Source organism: Rhodococcus sp. IEGM 1351 (genome assembly GCF_030056875.1).
Taxonomy (GTDB): Bacteria; Actinomycetota; Actinomycetes; order Mycobacteriales; family Mycobacteriaceae; genus Rhodococcus_F; species Rhodococcus_F opacus.
Genome location: NZ_JASHKU010000054.1, coordinates 1 through 16,852 on the forward strand (window position 1 = coordinate 1; position 16,852 = coordinate 16,852).

Sequence of the window (16,852 nt, forward strand, 5' to 3'; positions counted from 1 at the left end):
ATCAGTCATAATGGTGCATCTCCTTTCAGAGTTACACCGTTGTTCTTACAGTCCCAAGCGACGTCGAGTGGAACTACCACACCGAGGCACAGCCGCAGCGTGTCATGCCTCAGATCGAACTGAGTCACCCAATCCCGGTTTAGCCTGTCAATACCGTTCAGTTAGTGAACAATGATGGTGCATTTCGGCGGCTGGGTGGGTTGTGGATGGTGTTGGTGGTGCGCACGTTTGGCTGCCCATTTGAGGACCTTCGTTTGACGACCCGGGGTTTGGCGCAGTGGCGGCGTACCGGGTTGATACGGCGCAGTAGTTTGGCGATGCCCTGATTCCACAATCTGGTGGCGACGTTGCGGCTAGGAGGGGGAAGAGAGCTGTGGGACAGTGATCTTCGGGTGATCCGCAAGGCGGCGACGAAGGACATCCGGTCCGGGTCGTGACTGCCGGCGGTCGCGGCATCGCGCATCAGGGTGCGAATGGCGTAGTGACAGCACAGGTGCCCCCAGATTTCCTGCCGGACCAACGGTGGGGATTTCGACCGCAGCACGGCGCGTGGTCACCAGATCCCGGGTCGGTTGGTGGTGTGCCGCATCCCCGACCTGCGACCGCCCAAGGACCAGGGACAGGGCACGTTGTTCGACGTGTGTCGGTTCCACACGTTCTTCACCACCACCGACCCCGACGACCTCGATACCGTCGCCGCCGACAAGACTCACCGTCAGAACGCCATCATCGAGCAGCTGCACGCGAACCTGAAGAACTCCGCTCTCGCGCATCTACCCTCGAACTCGTTTCCGGCGAACGCCGCCTGGCTGCTCTGCGCGGTGATGGCGTTCAACCTCACCCGTGCCGCCGGCACCCTCACCGGCGATCCCAAACTGACGAAAGCGACCACCGGCACCCTCCGGCGCACCCTCGTCTCAGTCCCCGCGCGCATCGCGTCCTCGGCGAGACGGTTGACGCTGCACCTGCCGACCGACTGGCCGTGGGAAACAACGTGGCACAACTTGTCCGACAACACCTTCGGTCACGCACACCCGATCGTCGCCTAACGCCCAGGGCACCTGCCCGCCCTCGACGCGAAAGCCTCAGTGGAACAACCCGACACGAGAGATCGGACGCTCAACCATGCCCACACACCGTTCCATGCCGCCCAACGAAACTCGCAGCGATCAGGTCAGCGAATCGGTGAATTCAGGCTGAGACAGTTGACCGTCGTTCGAGAGTTCCTGAACTGCTTGTATCCTCGTTATCTGCTGGTGCTCAGTGCATCGAATTTGAGACTTCCGGCTACTTGACGTCGGCATCTGGCCCTGTGAGTGACAACACTTTTGGGAGCCGCACCGAAATTCACCCGGGTGGGTCGGCGCTGCCCACCCGACGACTTCTACGCCGTTACAGTGTCGTTTCGCGGCGCGGCGATCATATTCTGATCGATTAGAATTGCTGAAGGTATGCCCGTACGCGGGGGCCCATGTCCGAGAACCCAAAGAGGCGTGTCTGATTGTGCCATTCGCGCTCGAGTTGGACATCGAGGGTCGATTCCAAGGACTGCCGCAGCAGGCGCTTGACCATACTAACGGCCACGGGCGGTAACTTCGCGATCTCATCTGCCCGAGCCAGGACCGCGTCCCGAAGCTCGGATGGTTCCACGACCTGATTCACGAGCCCGAGTTCTAGCGCCTCGTCGGCCTCGATGGGCGCGAGGCGAGTCAAGAGTTCGAACGCCTTCGAATATCCGACGAGCCGCGGCAGGATGTAGCTCAACCCCATCTCTGGGGACACGCCAAGGGGAATGAACGCAGGCACCAGCCTGGCCCTGGTCGACGCGATGCGAAAGTCGTGCATTAGCGCGAACGCCAGACCGCCCCCTGCCGCTCCGCCGTTGATTCCCGCGATGCTCGGTGTGCCGATATCCATCATCCGTTGAACCCAGCGGCCGACACCAAGCGTGTCTGCCCTGCGCTGCTCGCGCGACTGCGGCGGCATTCCCCAATCGCCTCCGAGCGCGCCCTGAAATCCCACCTCATTGAGATCGATGCCGCCGGCCTGCGCAAGGCTTGCGAAGACGTCGCGGTCAGCGCCGACGCAGAACGTTGACCCTGCGCCGATTGTCGCGATAGCGCGCACGTTTTCGTCTGCATGGGCTGCTTCGAAGGCGTTGACAACGTCCCGGAACAGGGCCCCGTGCACCGAGTTGCCGCGATCGGGCCGGTGGAGCGTAACCATGAGGGTGTTTCGGACACGCTCGGTAAGAACGTTCGGCCCGTCCGTCGATTCCGCGTCAACGTTTTTCAGAGTGTCTGTCATCGTACGGTCCAATCAGTAGGATTTGGGCAGCCCGAGTGAGTGCTCGGCCACGAAGTTCAGAACCATCTGATGCGAGACCGGCGCAATCTTGATGAGCCGCGCCAGCCACCACACGTCGGTGAGGCCGTACTCGAGGGTCAAGCCATTTCCGCCGTGGACCTGAATGGCCTGATCAATGCAGTGAGTTCCGGCCTCGCCGGCGGCGTACTTAGCCATATTGGCGACCTCGCCGGCCCGCGGGTCGGCCGCATCGTACAACGCACATGCCTTCTGGACAAGCAGCTTGGCCGCTTCGAGCTCAACCTTCGCAGCGGCCAGCGGGTGCGAGACACCCTGGTGCGCACCGATCGGCACCCCCCACACGTTGCGCTCCGTGGCGTATCTGACCGCCTTGTCTAGAGCGAATCTACCCAGGCCTATGGTCTGGGTAGCCCCCAAGATGCGCTCGGGATTGAGACCCTCGAACACGGCACGCAGACCGTTGTTCTCCCCTCCGATGAGTCGGTCGCCGCTCACGCGGACATCGTCGAAGAAAAGAGTCCACTGCTTTTCGGGGACATCCACCGCCATCGGGATGAGTTGCCGTTCCATGCCCACGGCGTCGGCGTCGACAATAAACAGTGAGAGCAGCCCACCACGTCCGTCTGGCCGGTCGCCCGTGCGAGCCACCACGACGATCTTGTCAGCGTCTTCGACGCCCGAGATGAAGGTCTTGGTACCGGATAGGACCCATCCTCCATCGGCTGACTTGACGGCGTGCGTGCTGATTTTATGTGAGTTGGTGCCGGCATCTGGTTCTGTGATCGCGAAGGAGAAACGAAGAGCGCCACTGGCGATACCCGGGATCCAGTCCTTTTTGTGCTGCTCGGTGCCGAACTTGGTGATGAGCTGGCCGCAGATCGCTTGCGAGAAAACCAGAGGGACCATGGGACAACCAGCCGCAGCAGTCTCCTCCATCACCGCTACCAGGGCGTGCAGGCTCTGCCCTCCGCCGCCGTATTCCTCGGGCAAGCACACTCCGAGGAATCCCTGCGCCCCCAACACGTCCCACATCTCTCGCGCACCGCCGCCATTGCGAACCTGATCCATGTACCAGGTGTGACCGAAGCCGTGAGCGATCTGGGAAACAGTCTCTCGCAGCGCCCGCTCTTCGTCCGAAGGAAACAAGTCCATGACAGGTGGCGCGGTGCCGGCGACGGTCGTGTTGGTCATAACTACCCCTAACAAGAGTGAATGGTGCCTCTGAAGTGGATGTGCGTCCGAGAGCGTAGATTGCAAACTTATATGACCATATAAGAATTGTGGAGAGCGGGCAAGTAGGCTGCGTCGCGGAACAAACACGCGGTGTTGGCGGGCGAGACGAGGAGTAATGACCGAGGGCGCGGAACCTGCAGCAGGGAGCACCACTGAGGGCAGAAGAGAGCAGGCCAAGCGCGAACGAATTGGACGAATCTTGACTGCCGCGCGGGGCCTTCTGCGCGAGGGGCCTGGGGAACGGCTGACGATGCCGCAAATTGCGGACCGGGCCGGTGTGTCCCAAATGACCATTTTCAACCTCATCGGGGCTCGAGATGACCTGTGGGCAGCGTTAGCCGACGATGCGCTTGCGGACTGGCAAGCGCACGTAGCCCCCATTCGGGACCCGCAGAACCGCGCCCGCGCGATAGTCGAGAGGGTCACACAAGCGGTCGTCGACGATGCGCCAGTGTTCAAGGCTCTCATCTCCTCGTGGGGTGACAGCGGCCGTGTAATCCAGCGCGAGCCAAGTCACGCCCTCCTAAATTGCCTTGAACAGGCAGTCGACGAACACCAGATCGCTGCTGGCATTGATCTGCGCCGCCTCGCAGCCACCATCTTCAGCGGACTTGTGGGCCTGGTACATCAGTGGGCAGCCGGCCTCCTCGACGACCAGGATCTGGTCTCCCGCGCAGGCGATCTAGTCGACGTCGCCTTCACTGCCGGTCGCCCCGGCTGCGAGCCGCGCCGTTGGCGGTTGGAGACGACCGCACCCGAACCTAGCTCGTCCCCCCCGCCAGATTGAGCCCGCAAAAGGCGGCATGCTAGCCGTAGCCGTAGCCCGCGACCTCCACCAGGCCCGCCGAATTTGGCCGCGCCACGTTTCATCGACCATCCCGGCTTCTGTCGCGATAGCTGTACAGATATCGAACCTTCGAGACTGTGACACAACATGTTCGCCACCAGTAACAAGAAGGAAGTGGAAATGGCGACGTTGACAGGGACGCGCGCTGGAGTCAGCTGGCGCCCGAGCCAGCTTCGTCAGACTTTGGCAGAGCGGCGTCGTGCTCGCGCAGGACAAGGTCCATCAGGCCAGGGAATATTCGGTCGAGTTCCTCACTGCGAAGCCAGTTCCGGTGGCGATTGCCGTCGACTTCCTGCTTGATGATCTCGGACTCGCGGAGCACACGCCGGTGTCTTGTCAGCGCCGACTTTGATACTCCGAAGTCTGAGTCGCTGCACGCCGTCCCGGGCTCCTGGGCGATGGAGTGAACGATCGCACGGCGGACGGGATCAGTCAGTGCAAACATCGCCTCGAACGGGTCGAGATCATCCTCGGCCGGGATTGAGAGCGGGCGCGCCAAACGACTTGCCATGGTCCGCTTCCTCACCGATCGAAACTGCGCTGTACACATTCGTGCGTACATCAGCTAGGTAGATGTACACGCATATGTGTACATCTAGTACGACGTTGGCCCACGCCCGCCGATTGCCTATCAACATCTGCTTGCCCGCACCCCGCTGAGCGGGAACACACGAAGGAAACGATGAAAATCACTGTAATCGGTGCCGGAGCGATCGGCAGTAACCTCGCACGTCGTCTCAGCGAATCCGGACACGATGTTGTCGCCGCCGATGCCCGCGGACCGGAAGCCGTTGCCGAAGAACTTCTGGCGGCGGGAGTGCGTGCGGATGAGGTGGACGCTGCAGTCGCGGACCGTGACGTCATCGCGCTTTCAGTCCCGTTCTCCGTCCAGTCGGATCTCGCTGACTTACTGGCCGGCGTGCCTGACGACACGATCGTTGTCGACACGTCGAACTATTACCCCTTCATGATGGGCCCGGTCGAGGCCGTCGACAATGGCCAGGTCGAGAGCGAATGGAGCCAGGAGAAGCTCCGCCGACCAGTCGTCAAGGCGTGGAACGCGGCCCTGGCGGCCACTCAACAAACGCAGAGCCGCCCGAAAGTCTTTGCCGTGCAATCAATGGTGTCAGAAGATCGACGCACCCGAAGGTCGATCATGACCGGATGCCCACCGATCGCGGTGTCGGCCAGCTGTCGGCGGTACCGGGAACGCACGCGAGCGGACTCACCATCACAGTGTCCATCGATCCCGTCACACCCTCCTTGGAGATCACTGACGCGGCGATCTCCAGAATGTGGGCGCGGTTCTTCACCGCGTCCGCACGCGTTCCCGCCGGTGTCGTCGTAGCCATCTGCCAGTCCACGTCCAGCCGAGGCTGTCATACTCGAACGGCCCCGAGCAGATCCTGGACCAGTGAGTCGTCTCCGTTGACCTGCAGCAACTCGAACGGGCGTCGACGCCACAATACGAGTAGCACATCTTGAGCCGGTCCACTCAACGCCGCAACGTCTTTCGCGTGGCCACGAGTAACTGCGACTGATTCGTCGGAGAACTCGAGTAACCATTCGGCGTCGGCTGCGTCGGTGCACTGAAGGTGGACCGACTGACCCCGGAGAGCTACCGGCGTACCACCGGATTCGAGGGCTCGCGGCAGCATTAATCGTGCCCACTCGTCGACACCGTCCGCGGCGACTTCCGTGTCGGCGCCCTCTGGCGCCGATCCACCTACACCGCGCACAGCATCGGCAGCGTCGAATCGATGCACGGTTGCCTCGTGGGCCTGCCGACGGGCCCACGAGGCGGCTGTGCCGGATCCACCGATCGTCGGTACAGGTCGCCCGGGGTCGACCCGCGCGAACTCAGCGAGCAACTCGTCGAGTACTCCGGAATACTCGACGAGGCACGCACGTCCGCGAGGCATCCCGCGGTCGGTCCGTATTTGACTGATCTCCGCATGCGGATCGGCTCGCAGCGCAGCAGCCACCCACAGCTGAACCTTCCCGACATGGCGAACCACCTGTTCCAGCGTCCATCCCGGGCATGACGGCACTGGAGCATTCAATGCGTCAACCGGCATGGCCGCGATTCGGCTGCCTTCCGTGCGAAGGACAGAAAGGAAGCGGTCGAATGTGACAGACGTCGATGTGCCCACGGTTTATTGTTGCCCGGCCTTCTAATAGGCGACGGTCGTATTATAGAGCGGCGAATCGCAACTTCTTGGTCCGTACATGCGCTAATGGTCTGTCGTTGAGACCGACCGTTTCGAGATCTTTCCGTTCCGCTCTCCCCCCAGAGCCTCCAGACTACGAACAGCCATGTCAGCCAGAAAGGGACCCACGTCCTTCGAACCCGCGGGACCACCGGACCTCGTGGCGTCTGACATCAGCAATGCTTGCACAGCGCGAGTTGCTGTGCGCAGTCGATCGGCTGACCAACCCGGATACAGCCGTTCCAGACAGTCCGTCCACCGCTCGACGTAGCGACGGAGTCGACGCTGGTAACGACGCTTGTACGGCTCCGCCAATGCACGATGTTCGCGCTCCCAGATTCCTGCCAGACGTCGATGCGTCAGCGCAAAGGATACGAGACCATCGATGAGTTGTCTCAGTTCTTGGTGGGGATCGTCGTGAGGTGCGGTTAAACCGACCAACATTGCGTCAATCGCTCGATCGAAGAGCGTCGCGAGGATTTCGTTCTTCCCCTCGAAGTGCCTGTAGATCGCCGATCCAGTGACGCCTGCGGCTTCGCCGATCTCGTCGACACCAACGGCATCGAAACTCCGCTCGAAGAAAAGCTCTTCGGCGACTTCGAGGATCTTCTCGTCTCTTCCCACCCGAGTATCGTACGTCACGAACGTGAACGACCGTTGCCGAGATGGTCTCAGAACCCATATCGACTCGCCCATTACGCCCCGTAGGGTGAATGTTGAAGGAGCTGGTCGAAGCTCGACAAGGTGCAACCCATCATCGGGAACTCCGATCAATGGCGGGGAGACGACGTCAGTCGCATCCCCACTCCGGTGTCGAACGGCAAAGCATGTCGCCCGCTGCGTCTCGACCAGGAAAGAGTCTTCCTTGTTGCTCGGATCGAAGGACACTCACGGTTCGCGCTGCTCAGACCGGGCCGGGCTTGGGCACGTCGAAGCAACATCGGTTGCGGAGTGAACGTCGGCGGTCTGGCCGGCACATCGCGCTCCATGCGTCAGCGTTCGAGCGCGCCCTTCACTGCGTAACGTGCGTTCTGTCGATACGAGTCTGAAGCCTGCAGCAGCGATTGGTCAGAGCGATAAGAGAGTCACTCGACATTACGCGTTCCATCACCGGCGCCTATCGAGCCGGATCAGCACGGCCTTCGACACCGGGGTGTTCGACTTGACCGCCACGTGATCGAGCGGGATCAGCGGATTCGTCTCCGGGTAGTAGGCGGCGACGTTCCCCCGCGGCGTCGGGTACGGCACCAACCGGAAATCATCCGCCCGGCGCTCCTGCACCGTCCCGTCCGGGGCCTCCCACTCGGAGATCAGGTCCACCCGGTCCCCGTCGGCGTACCCGAGGGCGGCGATGTCCTCGGCGGCGATGAACAGCACCCGCCGTCCGCCCTTGACGCCGCGGTAGCGGTCGTCGAGACCGTAGATGGTGGTGTTGTACTGATCATGCGACCGTATCGTCTGCAAGATCAACCGGCCCTCGGGCACCGGCAGCCAGGACAGTGCGTTGACCGTGAAATTGGCCTTCCCCGTGCCGGTGACGAACCGGCGCTCGTCCCGCGGCGGGTGCGGCCACCCGAACCCGTCCGGCCGGCGGACCCTGGCATTGAAGTCCTCGAACCCGGGAATGACCCTTGCGATGGAATCGCGGATGCGGTCGTAGTCGGCGGTGAACTCCTGCCACGGCACCGAATGGTCGGGACCGAACAGGGCCTGCGCGATCCCGCACACGATCGCCACCTCGCTGCGCAACTGGTCGCTCGCGGGTGTGAGGCTGCCGCGGGACAGGTGCACCACCGACATCGAGTCCTCCACCGACACCTGTTGCTTCCGACCGGACTGCACATCCTTGTCGGTGCGGCCCAACGAGGGCAGGATCAGTCCGGTTCGCCCGGTCACCAGGTGCGAGCGGTTCAGTTTCGTCGACACCTGCACCGTCAACGCACAGTTACGCAGCGCGGCCTCGGTGGTCTCGGTGTCCGGGGTCGCCGAGACGAAGTTGCCGCCCATCCCGACGAACACCGACGCCTTCCCGTCCCGCATCGCCCGAATCGAGTCGACCGCATCCCACCCATGTGTGCGGTGACCGGATACCGAATTCGGTGTCCAGCGCCGCCAGGAACGATTCGGGCATCTTCTCCCAAATCCCCATCGTCCGGTCACCCTGCACGTTCGAGTGCCCGCGGACCGGGCACACCCCGGCCCCGGGTTTGCCGATCATCCCCTGCAACAGCAGCAGGTTCACCGCATCTTGAATGGTCGCGACCCCGTGCTTTTGCTGGGTCAACCCCATCGCCCAGCAGATGATCGTCTTTCTCGAGGCGATCAACGCCTCCGCCGTGGCCTGGATCTGTTCGAGCGACAACCCGGTGGCCTGGACGACGGTGTCGAGATCGACCTGCCGCAGATGCGCCGCGCACTCCTCGAACCCGGCGGTGTGCCGGTCGATGAACTCGCGGTCCAGCACCGTCCCGGGAGTGCGGTCCTCCGCCTCGAGCGGCAACCGGCCCAAATCCCTGGAACAGGGCCTGGTCGCCGCCGATCCGGATCTGCAGGAACTCGTCGGCGATCTGCACACCGTCGCCGACCACCCCGTGCACCTTCTGCGGATCCTTGAACCGCAACAACCCGGCCTCCGGCAGCGGGTTGATCGCGATCACCCTCGCCCCATTCGCTTTCGCCTTCTCCAGGGTCGACAGCATCCGCGGGTGGTTGGTGCCCGGGTTCTGCCCGGCGATCAGGATCAGGTCCGCGTTCTCGATATCCGGAACGGTCACCGAGCCCTTCCCGATCCCGATCGTCTCCACCAACGCACTGCCCGACGACTCGTGGCACATGTTCGAGCAGTCCGGCAGATTGTTCGTCCCGAACGCCCGAATCATCAACTGATACACGAACGCCGCCTCATTACTGGTGCGCCCCGACGTGTAGAACACCGCCTCATGCGGCGATGCCAACGCCCGCAACTCGCCGGCGATCATCGCGAACGCCGCATCCCAGCCGATCGGCTCGTAATGCGAGGCCCCCGGCAGCAACACCATCGGATGCGTCAACCGGCCCTGCTGCCCCAACCAGAACTCGGTACGACCCAGCAGATCCGCCACCGAATGCTCGGCGAAGAACTCCGGTGTCACCGTTCGGGTGGTCGCCTCCTCCGCGACCGCCTTCGCCCCGTTCTCACAGAACTCCGCATGCTTGCGGTGCCCCGGAGTCTCCGGCCACGCACACCCCGGACAGTCGAACCCGTCCCGCTGGTTCAACTTCCACAACGTCCGGGCCGTGCGCACCGGACCCATCTGCTCGAGCCCACGACTCAACGACACCAACACCGCAGGAACACCTGCCGCATAGGATTTCTCGTGCGTGACGACGACATCGTCCTCGTCGAAGATGTACCTGTCGGTGGTGTCGATCATGGAATCAGTTTCCTCGTGCAATCCATTCGACGAGGTGCGGGGCCTCGACACCGCTTCGCGGTCACCGCACAACCCAGTCACGAGCCGCGATCCGTCCGTGCGGAACTGGTAAAGACATTCGGGACGCCCGTCCATCTCTAGGACCAGAGTGCTGCGCCTCCCGCACAGATCACCGAGATGAACTGGACAGGATTGGTCCTCGAACCGTAGGGGAGGATTCGGTGCCTGACCAACACACCGCTTTCGCTCTGTTGCCAGGAACCCCCGCCGCACGTCTCACAGTGCTGGCAACGACGCTACGTCGCGATCCGGTCAGCCAGCTCCGTCGCGAGTGCGGTACTCCCGTCGATTCCAAGCCGGAAGTAGCGTGCATCCGCGTACAATTGTGATATCGGATATTCCCGCATGTACCCGTACCCGCCGTGCAGCTGCATGCCCTGATCGGAAATCCGCGAGAAGAGTTCGATCGCCTGCAATTTCGCAACTGCCGAACGTTCGGTGGTGAGGGTCGATGACACTCGTTCCGCGATTACGGCGTCGATCAACGTCTCGGCGGCTTCGCATTGTGCGAGCGCTTCGCCGAGTACAATTCTGGTGTTTTCGAACGACGCCACGGGAGTTCCGAACACCTTGCGTTCTTTGACGTACGCGATCGTGGTGTCGAGAGCGGCACGAGTACCGGCGACGGCGAGAACGGCCAGCCACAGGCGGTCGTCCTTGTCGAAATCCGCCACTGCCGCGTGAGGGAGTCTGGATTTGGCCGGCACTCTGACTTCGTCGAATATCAGGTCGGCCAGGTTTGCACCGCCCAGAGCTAGCGGGGTCGCTACATCGGTGCGGGCGATGCCGGGAGACGTTGTATCGACCAACACCACTGCATCGTCGGCGGCAGGGTCGGAGACACGCAATACAAGCAAGCCTGCTTCCGGACCGTCGACGACAGAATGCGCGTGCCCGTACAGGATGAGTTCGTCACCGCTTGCCGTTACCCGTAGGGCGGTTCGACCGATTCCCACTCGGGTGACCCCGGTGGCCAAACCGGGCAACCACTGCGCGCGGGTCTCAGCGGTGGCGTGCTCGGCGATGAGCGGCGCTGCGACGCCGGCGTGAGCCACCACACGGACGGCATGACCTAGATGCCCTGCGCGGACGAATTCCTCAGCTACGGTGACGAGGAAGCGTGGGTCGGGTGATCCGCCCCCACCGTATTCCTCCGGTACACCGATTCCCAGGAAACCGTTCGTGGCCGCGTCGACGACGAGGTCGTCCGGATCGGCATCTCGTTGGAGCAACTTGCGGACGGTAGTGCGAATGTCTTCATGCTCGGCATCAAATACTGTGCGCATCTCAACACCGCCGGCCTGCGCGCCGAACCGCACACGTTCGTGCACGGCCTCTCACAACTGAGGAGGACCTCTCGAGGACTGAATAGACAATTGGCTCGGTCACAAAGCTCTCCCGGTCGGTCAAGTGTTGGTCCAGGCCGGCGCGCGCTTCTCGACGAACGCCCGTGCCCCTTCTGCTGCGTCGTTCGAGTTGCGGACCGCGTCGGTGTAGGGCGCTTGGTTGACAAACGCCTCACTGAGATTCCATTCGGTCGAACGATCGATCAGTAATTTGGCGGTGCGGACCGCAATCGGCGCATTCTTTGCGATAGTTGAGGCCATGGCCAGTGCGGTGTTCAGTGCATCCCCGGCCGGGACGACTCGGTTCACAAGCCCGAGTGCAGCTGCTCTATCGGCACCGATCGGTTCACCGGTCAGGGCAAGCTCCATCGCGATTGCGCTCGGAAGTTTGCGAGGAAGCCGCAGAACGCCGCCCGCCGCAGCGACCAGGCCGCGTTTGACTTCGGGCAATCCGAATTGTGCGTTGTCACTGGCCACAATGAGGTCACACGCGAGCGCGAGCTCGAACCCACCGCCCAGTGCTTTTCCCTCGACTGCGGCGATAATTGGCTTTGTCGGCGGGCGCGTGACGATGCCGAATGCTCCCCGATCCTTAGTGAGGGGACGCTCTCCCGTGGCACTGAACGCTTTGAGGTCCATGCCAGCGCTGAACACATCACCGACGGCTGCCAGCACACAAACCGCGATGTCGGTCCGCTGGTCGACCTCGTCCAGGGCCGCCGCGATGGCGTCGGCGGTAGCCTTGTCGATGGCGTTTCTCGACTCGGGGCGGTTGAGGGTGACCACCGCGGTTCCCTCAACCACCTCGAACGCGACGGTGGAGCTCATCGGGGCGCCATCCGGATCGCACCGTCGAGTCGGATAGTCTCGCCGTTGAGCATTCCATTGTCGATGATGTGGAGAGCGAGTTTGGCGTACTCATCCGGCTGTCCGAGTCGGCTCGGGTGAGGTACGGTCTTCGCCAGGGAAGCGCGGACGTCGTCCGACAGGCGATTGAGCAGTGGCGTTTCGAAGGTTCCGGGTGCGATGGTGCACACGCGAATGTTTTTGCCGGCCAGATCGCGAGCGGCAACTATGGTCATGCCGACGATTCCGGCTTTGGCGGAGGCATAGGGGATCTGGCCGATCTGGCCTTCGAATGCAGCGACGGACGCGGTGAGGATGCACACACCACGGTCACCATCGATCGGCTCGTTCCGTGCCATTCTCGCAGCGGTCAACCGCAGCACGTTGAACGTTCCTATCAGGTTGATACTGACGACGTCACTGTAGGTCTCGAGCGAGCCGGGCGTGCCGTCCTTTGAGACGAGCCGAACCGCTCCCCCGCGCCCTGCGCAGTGCACCAGCACCCGAACCGGACCGGACGCTTCAGCGGCGTCGAGTGCTGCGTCGACCTCTTCTTCGCCACGCACGTCTGCCGCGGCGAACCGCACGCGATCACCCAGCTCTTTGGCGATCGTCTCTCCGTCAGACGTTGCGAGGTCGACAATGATGACGGAACCGGCGCCTCCGTCGAGCAGCCGCCGCACCGTTGCAAGTCCCAGTCCCGAAGCACCACCGGTGACAACGGCCGAGATTCCCTTGAGGTTCACAAACTGGACCTTTCTAGTGCGGCGTGGTTGAAGTAGTTTGACCGTGGTTAGTGGCGGTGAAAGCCCGATGGATCCGCCGAAAATTGTTAGCACGAAATCGACGGAGGTCGGGCGGATGCGGCGGCCCGGAATGGCGGGACTAGGGGGTCGCGCGGTTCGCCTCGGCCAGGGCGTCTGTGAATGAACGACGGCTAGACGACTCGTGTTGTGCGCCGCCCGCTGCCACGGCTAACCATCTTGCGTTGGCTCGTGCGAGAGCGATATTCGTAAGGATTCGTTGGATCGATTCGGTGGCACGGCGAGGCGTGATCAGACTGACACATGCAATGACAGCATGAATGATGAGCAACGGCATTTGGGAGGCCTTCTAGGTTTGCGTCGCGATGCCTAGTCGGGGAACGGAATACCTCGCGCACGGAGGGTCCGATGCTACGTTCTGAGCCAGTACGACCGGCAGAAGTCTTCTAGCACAGGCCACTAGATTCGCTCGATAATGGTGGCGTTGGCCATGCCGCCGGCTTCACACATCGTCTGCAGTCCGTATCGACCACCGGTGGCCTCGAGAGCGCCCAACATCGTGGTCATCAATCGTGCTCCTGAGGCTCCCAGCGGGTGGCCCAGGGCGATCGCGCCTCCGCGCGGATTCAGCCTTTTGGGGTCCGCATCGAAATGGGCCTTCCAGGCGAGCGGTACCGGCGCGAAGGCCTCGTTAACTTCGTAATGGTCGATGTCGGAAAGGCTGAGCCCAGACCGGGCCAGCACCTTCTCCGTCGCCGGGATGGGCGCGGTAAGCATGGTAATCGGATCGTCCCCCGCGAGAGCGAATGAGTGGAACCTGGCGCGGGGACGCAGATTTAGCTGCTCTGCGCGTTCTTCGGTCATGATCAGGATCGCCGCGGCCCCGTCGGCCAGCTGCGACGAGTTCCCTGCCGAGACGGACCAATTGATTTCAAGGAATCGGTCGGACATTTCACTCGACTCGAACGACGGCCTGAGGGTCGCCAACGCTTCTACCGTGGTGCCGGGCCGGATCGTCTCGTCAGTGGAGACAAGCGTGCCGTCGGCCGATGTAATCGGGACGATCTCACTCGAAAAGTCCGCTGCGGCAGCCAACTCGTGTGAGCGTGCCGAAAAGTCATCGAGTTCGTGTCGTGAGAACCGGTATCTCGCGGCGATCAACTCGGCCGAGATGCCCTGCGGGATGAGACCGGGTGCATAACGGGCTTGCACCTTGGGCCCGACAGGGTCTTGTCCGATACGTGAGGAGAACATCGGGATTCGGCTCATCGACTCGACGCCGGAGGCCACCACGATGTCGTAGACACCGGAGATTACGCCCTGCGCAGCGAAATCGGCCGCCTGTTGACTCGAGCCGCACGCGCGGTGGATGGCGACGGAGGGCACGGATTCGGGAAGTCCCGCCGCCAACCAGCCCCATCGACCGACGGGACCGGCCTGTTCCCCGACCTGGCTGACGCACCCGGTGATGACATCGTCGACCATAGCCGGATCGATATCGTTTCGCTCGAACAGGCGTGTGAACACTTGACCGAGCAAATCCGCGGGGTGGACGGACGACAGGGCCCCACCGGGCTTGCCGTCTCGGGGGGCACGCCCCTTACCCATTGGGGAGCGAACCGCATCCACGATGACCGCAGTACGAGTCATTCTTCATCTCCTTCAGCCTGGTCGCAGAGCGTGAACGCCACCCTGTCGAAACAGCCTCGGTCTTGTAAGGCTTGTCCCCGCAAACTTAGCCTCGCATCATGCAGTTGTCAACGATCGTTAACACGCTACACCTAGCTCACTGCAGCCCCTCGGTCGAGACGTCACCTATCCGGCCAAGTGGCGTGACGATCCGTCGAGCACAAGGGTTCCGTGCACCTTGGTCGTCAACTTCCCGGTCCGGTCCCGGACAAGCACCGTCACGAACGACATGGACGCACCGATTCGATCCACGACTGCCTCGAAGGTCAGCGGGGGAAACGCGGGACGCAGATAATCTGCGGATATCGAAGCAGTTGCCGGCAAGGTGGACGGAGCCAGCATCGTCATCGTGACGATTCCCAGAACTTGGTCCGCGCACGCCACGAGAGCTCCGCCGTGCACGGCACCGTTCGGGTTGAGTGGCCAGTCCGAGTGTTTCATCTCCACCACCACTCGGCCGGCCTCGATCTGCAGGCAACGGAGCCCGATTCGTCGGGAGACCGGCATTCCTTCCGCCCACCTGGCCCACTCGTCCCAGCTCGACCCGTGCGGCGGCGACTGAGGAACGTGGACATCATCTTGTTGCATCGTCATAGTCGCACCCTATCGCTTTGCGGAACGATCGTTTACCGTACTCTAGGGGTCAACGCAGATCGGACAACTTCGGGCACTTCACCGATAGGTTCGAGAGATCGGACAGATCGGATGAGCAACTCTGCTGTCGTGCTTCCGACTGGCGCTGGCGCATCGACCAGCTGCTACGAAGTCCGGTGGCCGACGCGCCGGCATGAGGGTGTTTGCAACACGCATCAACCGATCTCGGTCCATATCGAACGAAGGAGAAACATGACACCCACGGAGACCGTTGGGCCGCTGGCAGGGCTGCGAGTAGTCGAACTTGCAGGTATCGGACCCGGACCTTTCGCCGCGATGCTCCTCGCCGACCTCGGCGCCGAGGTCATTCGCGTCGACCGCCCCGGAGACGGCGCCAGTGCCATTCCCCCCCATCTCGACGCGATGCGTCGGAGCCGGAAATCGGTAATTCTGAATTTGCGTGACGAAGCAGGCGTCGGCGCGTTACTAGACCTCGTCGAGAAGGCCGATGTGCTCATTGAAGGCTATCGACCTGGCGTGACGGAAAGACTCGGCCTCGGCCCTGACCAGTGCTGGGCGCGCAATCCGCGATTGGTGTACGGACGAATGACCGGCTGGGGACAGGAGGGGCCTCTGGCTTCATCCGCGGGACATGATATTTCGTACCTTGCACTGACCGGCGCACTGCATGCCATGGGCCGCAGCGGTGAAGATCCTGCAGTCCCACTCAATCTGGTCGGAGACTTCGGCGGCGGTTCCTTGTATCTCGTCGTCGGTATCCTCGCCGCCGTCTTTGAGGCCGCGCGGTCAGGACGCGGACAGGTCGTCGATGCGGCGATCGTCGACGGTGCCGCATCCTTGACCACTGTCATGCACGGGATGATGGCGGCAAAGCTGTGGCGCGATGAGCGCGGCGCCAACGAACTCGACACCGGGCGACCCTGGTACGAGGTTTACGCGACTGCCGACGGAAAACACGTTGCAATCGGTCCCATCGAACCGAAGTTCTTTGCCGAGTTCATGACCATGATCGGACTGGACCCGAACAAACTCGACCGCCGCGACCCAGAGTCGTGGCCAGTTCTCAAACAACGTATCGCGGACGTCTTCAGGACGAGAACCCGCGACGACTGGGCAAAATTCTTTGAAGGCACAGACGCGTGCGTGTCCCCAGTGTTGAGTTTCACTGAAGCACCCTCCCATCCTCATCTTGCGGCACGAAAGACGTTCGTCGAGGTGGCAGGCGTCACGCAGCCCGCCCCGGCGCCACGGTTCAGCCGCACGCCGGGGGCTGTCCAGTCAGGTCCGTCCACTCCCGGAGCGCATACTCGCGACGTTCTGACACGCTGGGGGGTACGCGAAATCGACGCACTTTTCGACAGTGGCGCCGCCGTGCAGACCTGACCTGCACAGCGGACCCCTCGGAGGTCTCACCCACGACCTCCCGTCCGAAACGACGACTAACCACTAGTAGTACTTTGTTAGGTAGGGAAGGTGTGGTGGCACAGTGGGCAGGTACCGA

At 62.5% G+C, this 16,852-nt stretch carries 13 protein-coding genes and 3 pseudogenes; 4 read left to right on the forward strand and 12 right to left on the reverse strand.

Annotated features, from left to right (window positions below):
• Window positions 1–358 precede the first annotated feature (358 nt).
• A pseudogene (locus QM806_RS40005) lies at window positions 359–544 on the reverse strand (IS4 family transposase); the annotation flags it as partial.
• A gap of 13 nt (window positions 545–557) precedes the next feature.
• Here QM806_RS40005 and QM806_RS40010 point away from each other — a divergent pair.
• Window positions 558–1,049 (forward strand): annotated as a pseudogene (locus QM806_RS40010) (transposase); the annotation flags it as partial.
• A 385-nt stretch (window positions 1,050–1,434) separates the two neighbouring features.
• On the opposite strand, the gene QM806_RS40015 reads toward QM806_RS40010, so the two are convergent.
• Both QM806_RS40015 and QM806_RS40020 read right to left on the reverse strand, forming a co-directional pair.
• The gene (locus tag QM806_RS40015) at window positions 1,435–2,307 is read right to left on the reverse strand and encodes an enoyl-CoA hydratase/isomerase family protein (protein WP_120660838.1); all 873 of its coding nucleotides are present in this window, start codon (window positions 2,305–2,307) and stop codon (window positions 1,435–1,437) included.
• Between the two features lie 12 nt (window positions 2,308–2,319).
• Window positions 2,320–3,480 (reverse strand): acyl-CoA dehydrogenase family protein, encoded by a 1,161-nt coding sequence (locus QM806_RS40020; RefSeq protein ID WP_133986717.1) that lies wholly within the window; start codon window positions 3,478–3,480, stop codon window positions 2,320–2,322.
• A 196-nt stretch (window positions 3,481–3,676) separates the two neighbouring features.
• On the opposite strand from QM806_RS40020, the gene QM806_RS40025 reads away from it, so the two are divergent.
• Complete coding sequence (locus tag QM806_RS40025; protein WP_120660837.1) at window positions 3,677–4,348, forward strand: TetR/AcrR family transcriptional regulator; 672 nt, start codon at window positions 3,677–3,679, stop codon at window positions 4,346–4,348.
• 211 nt (window positions 4,349–4,559) lie between these two features.
• On the opposite strand, the gene QM806_RS40030 is transcribed toward QM806_RS40025, so the two are convergent.
• On the reverse strand, window positions 4,560–4,919 hold the full coding sequence (locus QM806_RS40030; RefSeq protein WP_120660836.1) for an ArsR/SmtB family transcription factor: 360 nt from the start codon (window positions 4,917–4,919) through the stop codon (window positions 4,560–4,562).
• 72 nt (window positions 4,920–4,991) lie between these two features.
• Between QM806_RS40030 and QM806_RS40035 the strand changes: the two genes are divergently transcribed.
• Window positions 4,992–5,756 (forward strand): NADPH-dependent F420 reductase, encoded by a 765-nt coding sequence (locus tag QM806_RS40035; RefSeq protein ID WP_265147552.1) that lies wholly within the window; start codon window positions 4,992–4,994, stop codon window positions 5,754–5,756.
• Window positions 5,757–5,787: 31 nt separating this feature from the next.
• Here QM806_RS40035 and QM806_RS41995 read toward each other — a convergent pair whose 3' ends face one another.
• From QM806_RS41995 to QM806_RS40070, 8 genes and pseudogenes are all read right to left on the reverse strand, one after another.
• Window positions 5,788–6,486 (reverse strand): maleylpyruvate isomerase N-terminal domain-containing protein, encoded by a 699-nt coding sequence (locus QM806_RS41995; RefSeq protein ID WP_133984274.1) that lies wholly within the window; start codon window positions 6,484–6,486, stop codon window positions 5,788–5,790.
• Window positions 6,487–6,642: 156 nt separating this feature from the next.
• Window positions 6,643–7,242 (reverse strand): TetR/AcrR family transcriptional regulator, encoded by a 600-nt coding sequence (locus tag QM806_RS40040; protein WP_166680596.1) that lies wholly within the window; start codon window positions 7,240–7,242, stop codon window positions 6,643–6,645.
• 483 nt (window positions 7,243–7,725) lie between these two features.
• Window positions 7,726–10,031, reverse strand: a pseudogene (locus tag QM806_RS40045) (FdhF/YdeP family oxidoreductase).
• Between the two features lie 296 nt (window positions 10,032–10,327).
• Window positions 10,328–11,422 (reverse strand): acyl-CoA dehydrogenase family protein, encoded by a 1,095-nt coding sequence (locus QM806_RS40050; protein WP_283294980.1) that lies wholly within the window; start codon window positions 11,420–11,422, stop codon window positions 10,328–10,330.
• Between the two features lie 75 nt (window positions 11,423–11,497).
• The gene (locus QM806_RS40055; RefSeq protein ID WP_167113806.1) at window positions 11,498–12,265 is read right to left on the reverse strand and encodes a crotonase/enoyl-CoA hydratase family protein; all 768 of its coding nucleotides are present in this window, start codon (window positions 12,263–12,265) and stop codon (window positions 11,498–11,500) included.
• On the reverse strand, window positions 12,262–13,029 hold the full coding sequence (locus tag QM806_RS40060) for an SDR family NAD(P)-dependent oxidoreductase (protein WP_120660831.1): 768 nt from the start codon (window positions 13,027–13,029) through the stop codon (window positions 12,262–12,264). Before QM806_RS40060 ends, QM806_RS40055 begins: the two co-directional genes overlap by 4 nt.
• Window positions 13,030–13,506: 477 nt before the next feature.
• A complete protein-coding gene (locus QM806_RS40065; protein ID WP_133984280.1) occupies window positions 13,507–14,697 on the reverse strand; it encodes a thiolase family protein in 1,191 nt (396 codons plus the stop codon).
• Window positions 14,698–14,862: 165 nt separating this feature from the next.
• The gene (locus tag QM806_RS40070; RefSeq protein WP_133984282.1) at window positions 14,863–15,330 is read right to left on the reverse strand and encodes a PaaI family thioesterase; all 468 of its coding nucleotides are present in this window, start codon (window positions 15,328–15,330) and stop codon (window positions 14,863–14,865) included.
• Window positions 15,331–15,582: 252 nt separating this feature from the next.
• Here QM806_RS40070 and QM806_RS40075 point away from each other — a divergent pair, with 252 nt between their 5' ends.
• Window positions 15,583–16,734 (forward strand): CaiB/BaiF CoA transferase family protein, encoded by a 1,152-nt coding sequence (locus QM806_RS40075; protein WP_133984284.1) that lies wholly within the window; start codon window positions 15,583–15,585, stop codon window positions 16,732–16,734.
• The last annotated feature ends 118 nt before the right edge of the window (window positions 16,735–16,852 follow it).

What these genes read in the sequence shown, in the direction of transcription:
- QM806_RS40065 (WP_133984280.1), bottom strand. Translation starts at nt 14,697, where the DNA reads ATGACTCGTACTGCGGTCATCGTGGATGCGGTTCGCTCCCCAATGGGT.
- QM806_RS40055 (WP_167113806.1), bottom strand. Translation starts at nt 12,265, where the DNA reads ATGAGCTCCACCGTCGCGTTCGAGGTGGTTGAGGGAACCGCGGTGGTC.
- QM806_RS40070 (WP_133984282.1), bottom strand. Translation starts at nt 15,330, where the DNA reads ATGACGATGCAACAAGATGATGTCCACGTTCCTCAGTCGCCGCCGCAC.
- QM806_RS40020 (WP_133986717.1), bottom strand. Translation starts at nt 3,480, where the DNA reads ATGGACTTGTTTCCTTCGGACGAAGAGCGGGCGCTGCGAGAGACTGTT.
- QM806_RS40075 (WP_133984284.1), top strand. Translation starts at nt 15,583, where the DNA reads ATGACACCCACGGAGACCGTTGGGCCGCTGGCAGGGCTGCGAGTAGTC.
- QM806_RS40015 (WP_120660838.1), bottom strand. Translation starts at nt 2,307, where the DNA reads ATGACAGACACTCTGAAAAACGTTGACGCGGAATCGACGGACGGGCCG.
- QM806_RS40025 (WP_120660837.1), top strand. Translation starts at nt 3,677, where the DNA reads ATGACCGAGGGCGCGGAACCTGCAGCAGGGAGCACCACTGAGGGCAGA.
- QM806_RS40030 (WP_120660836.1), bottom strand. Translation starts at nt 4,919, where the DNA reads ATGGCAAGTCGTTTGGCGCGCCCGCTCTCAATCCCGGCCGAGGATGAT.
- QM806_RS41995 (WP_133984274.1), bottom strand. Translation starts at nt 6,486, where the DNA reads ATGCCGGTTGACGCATTGAATGCTCCAGTGCCGTCATGCCCGGGATGG.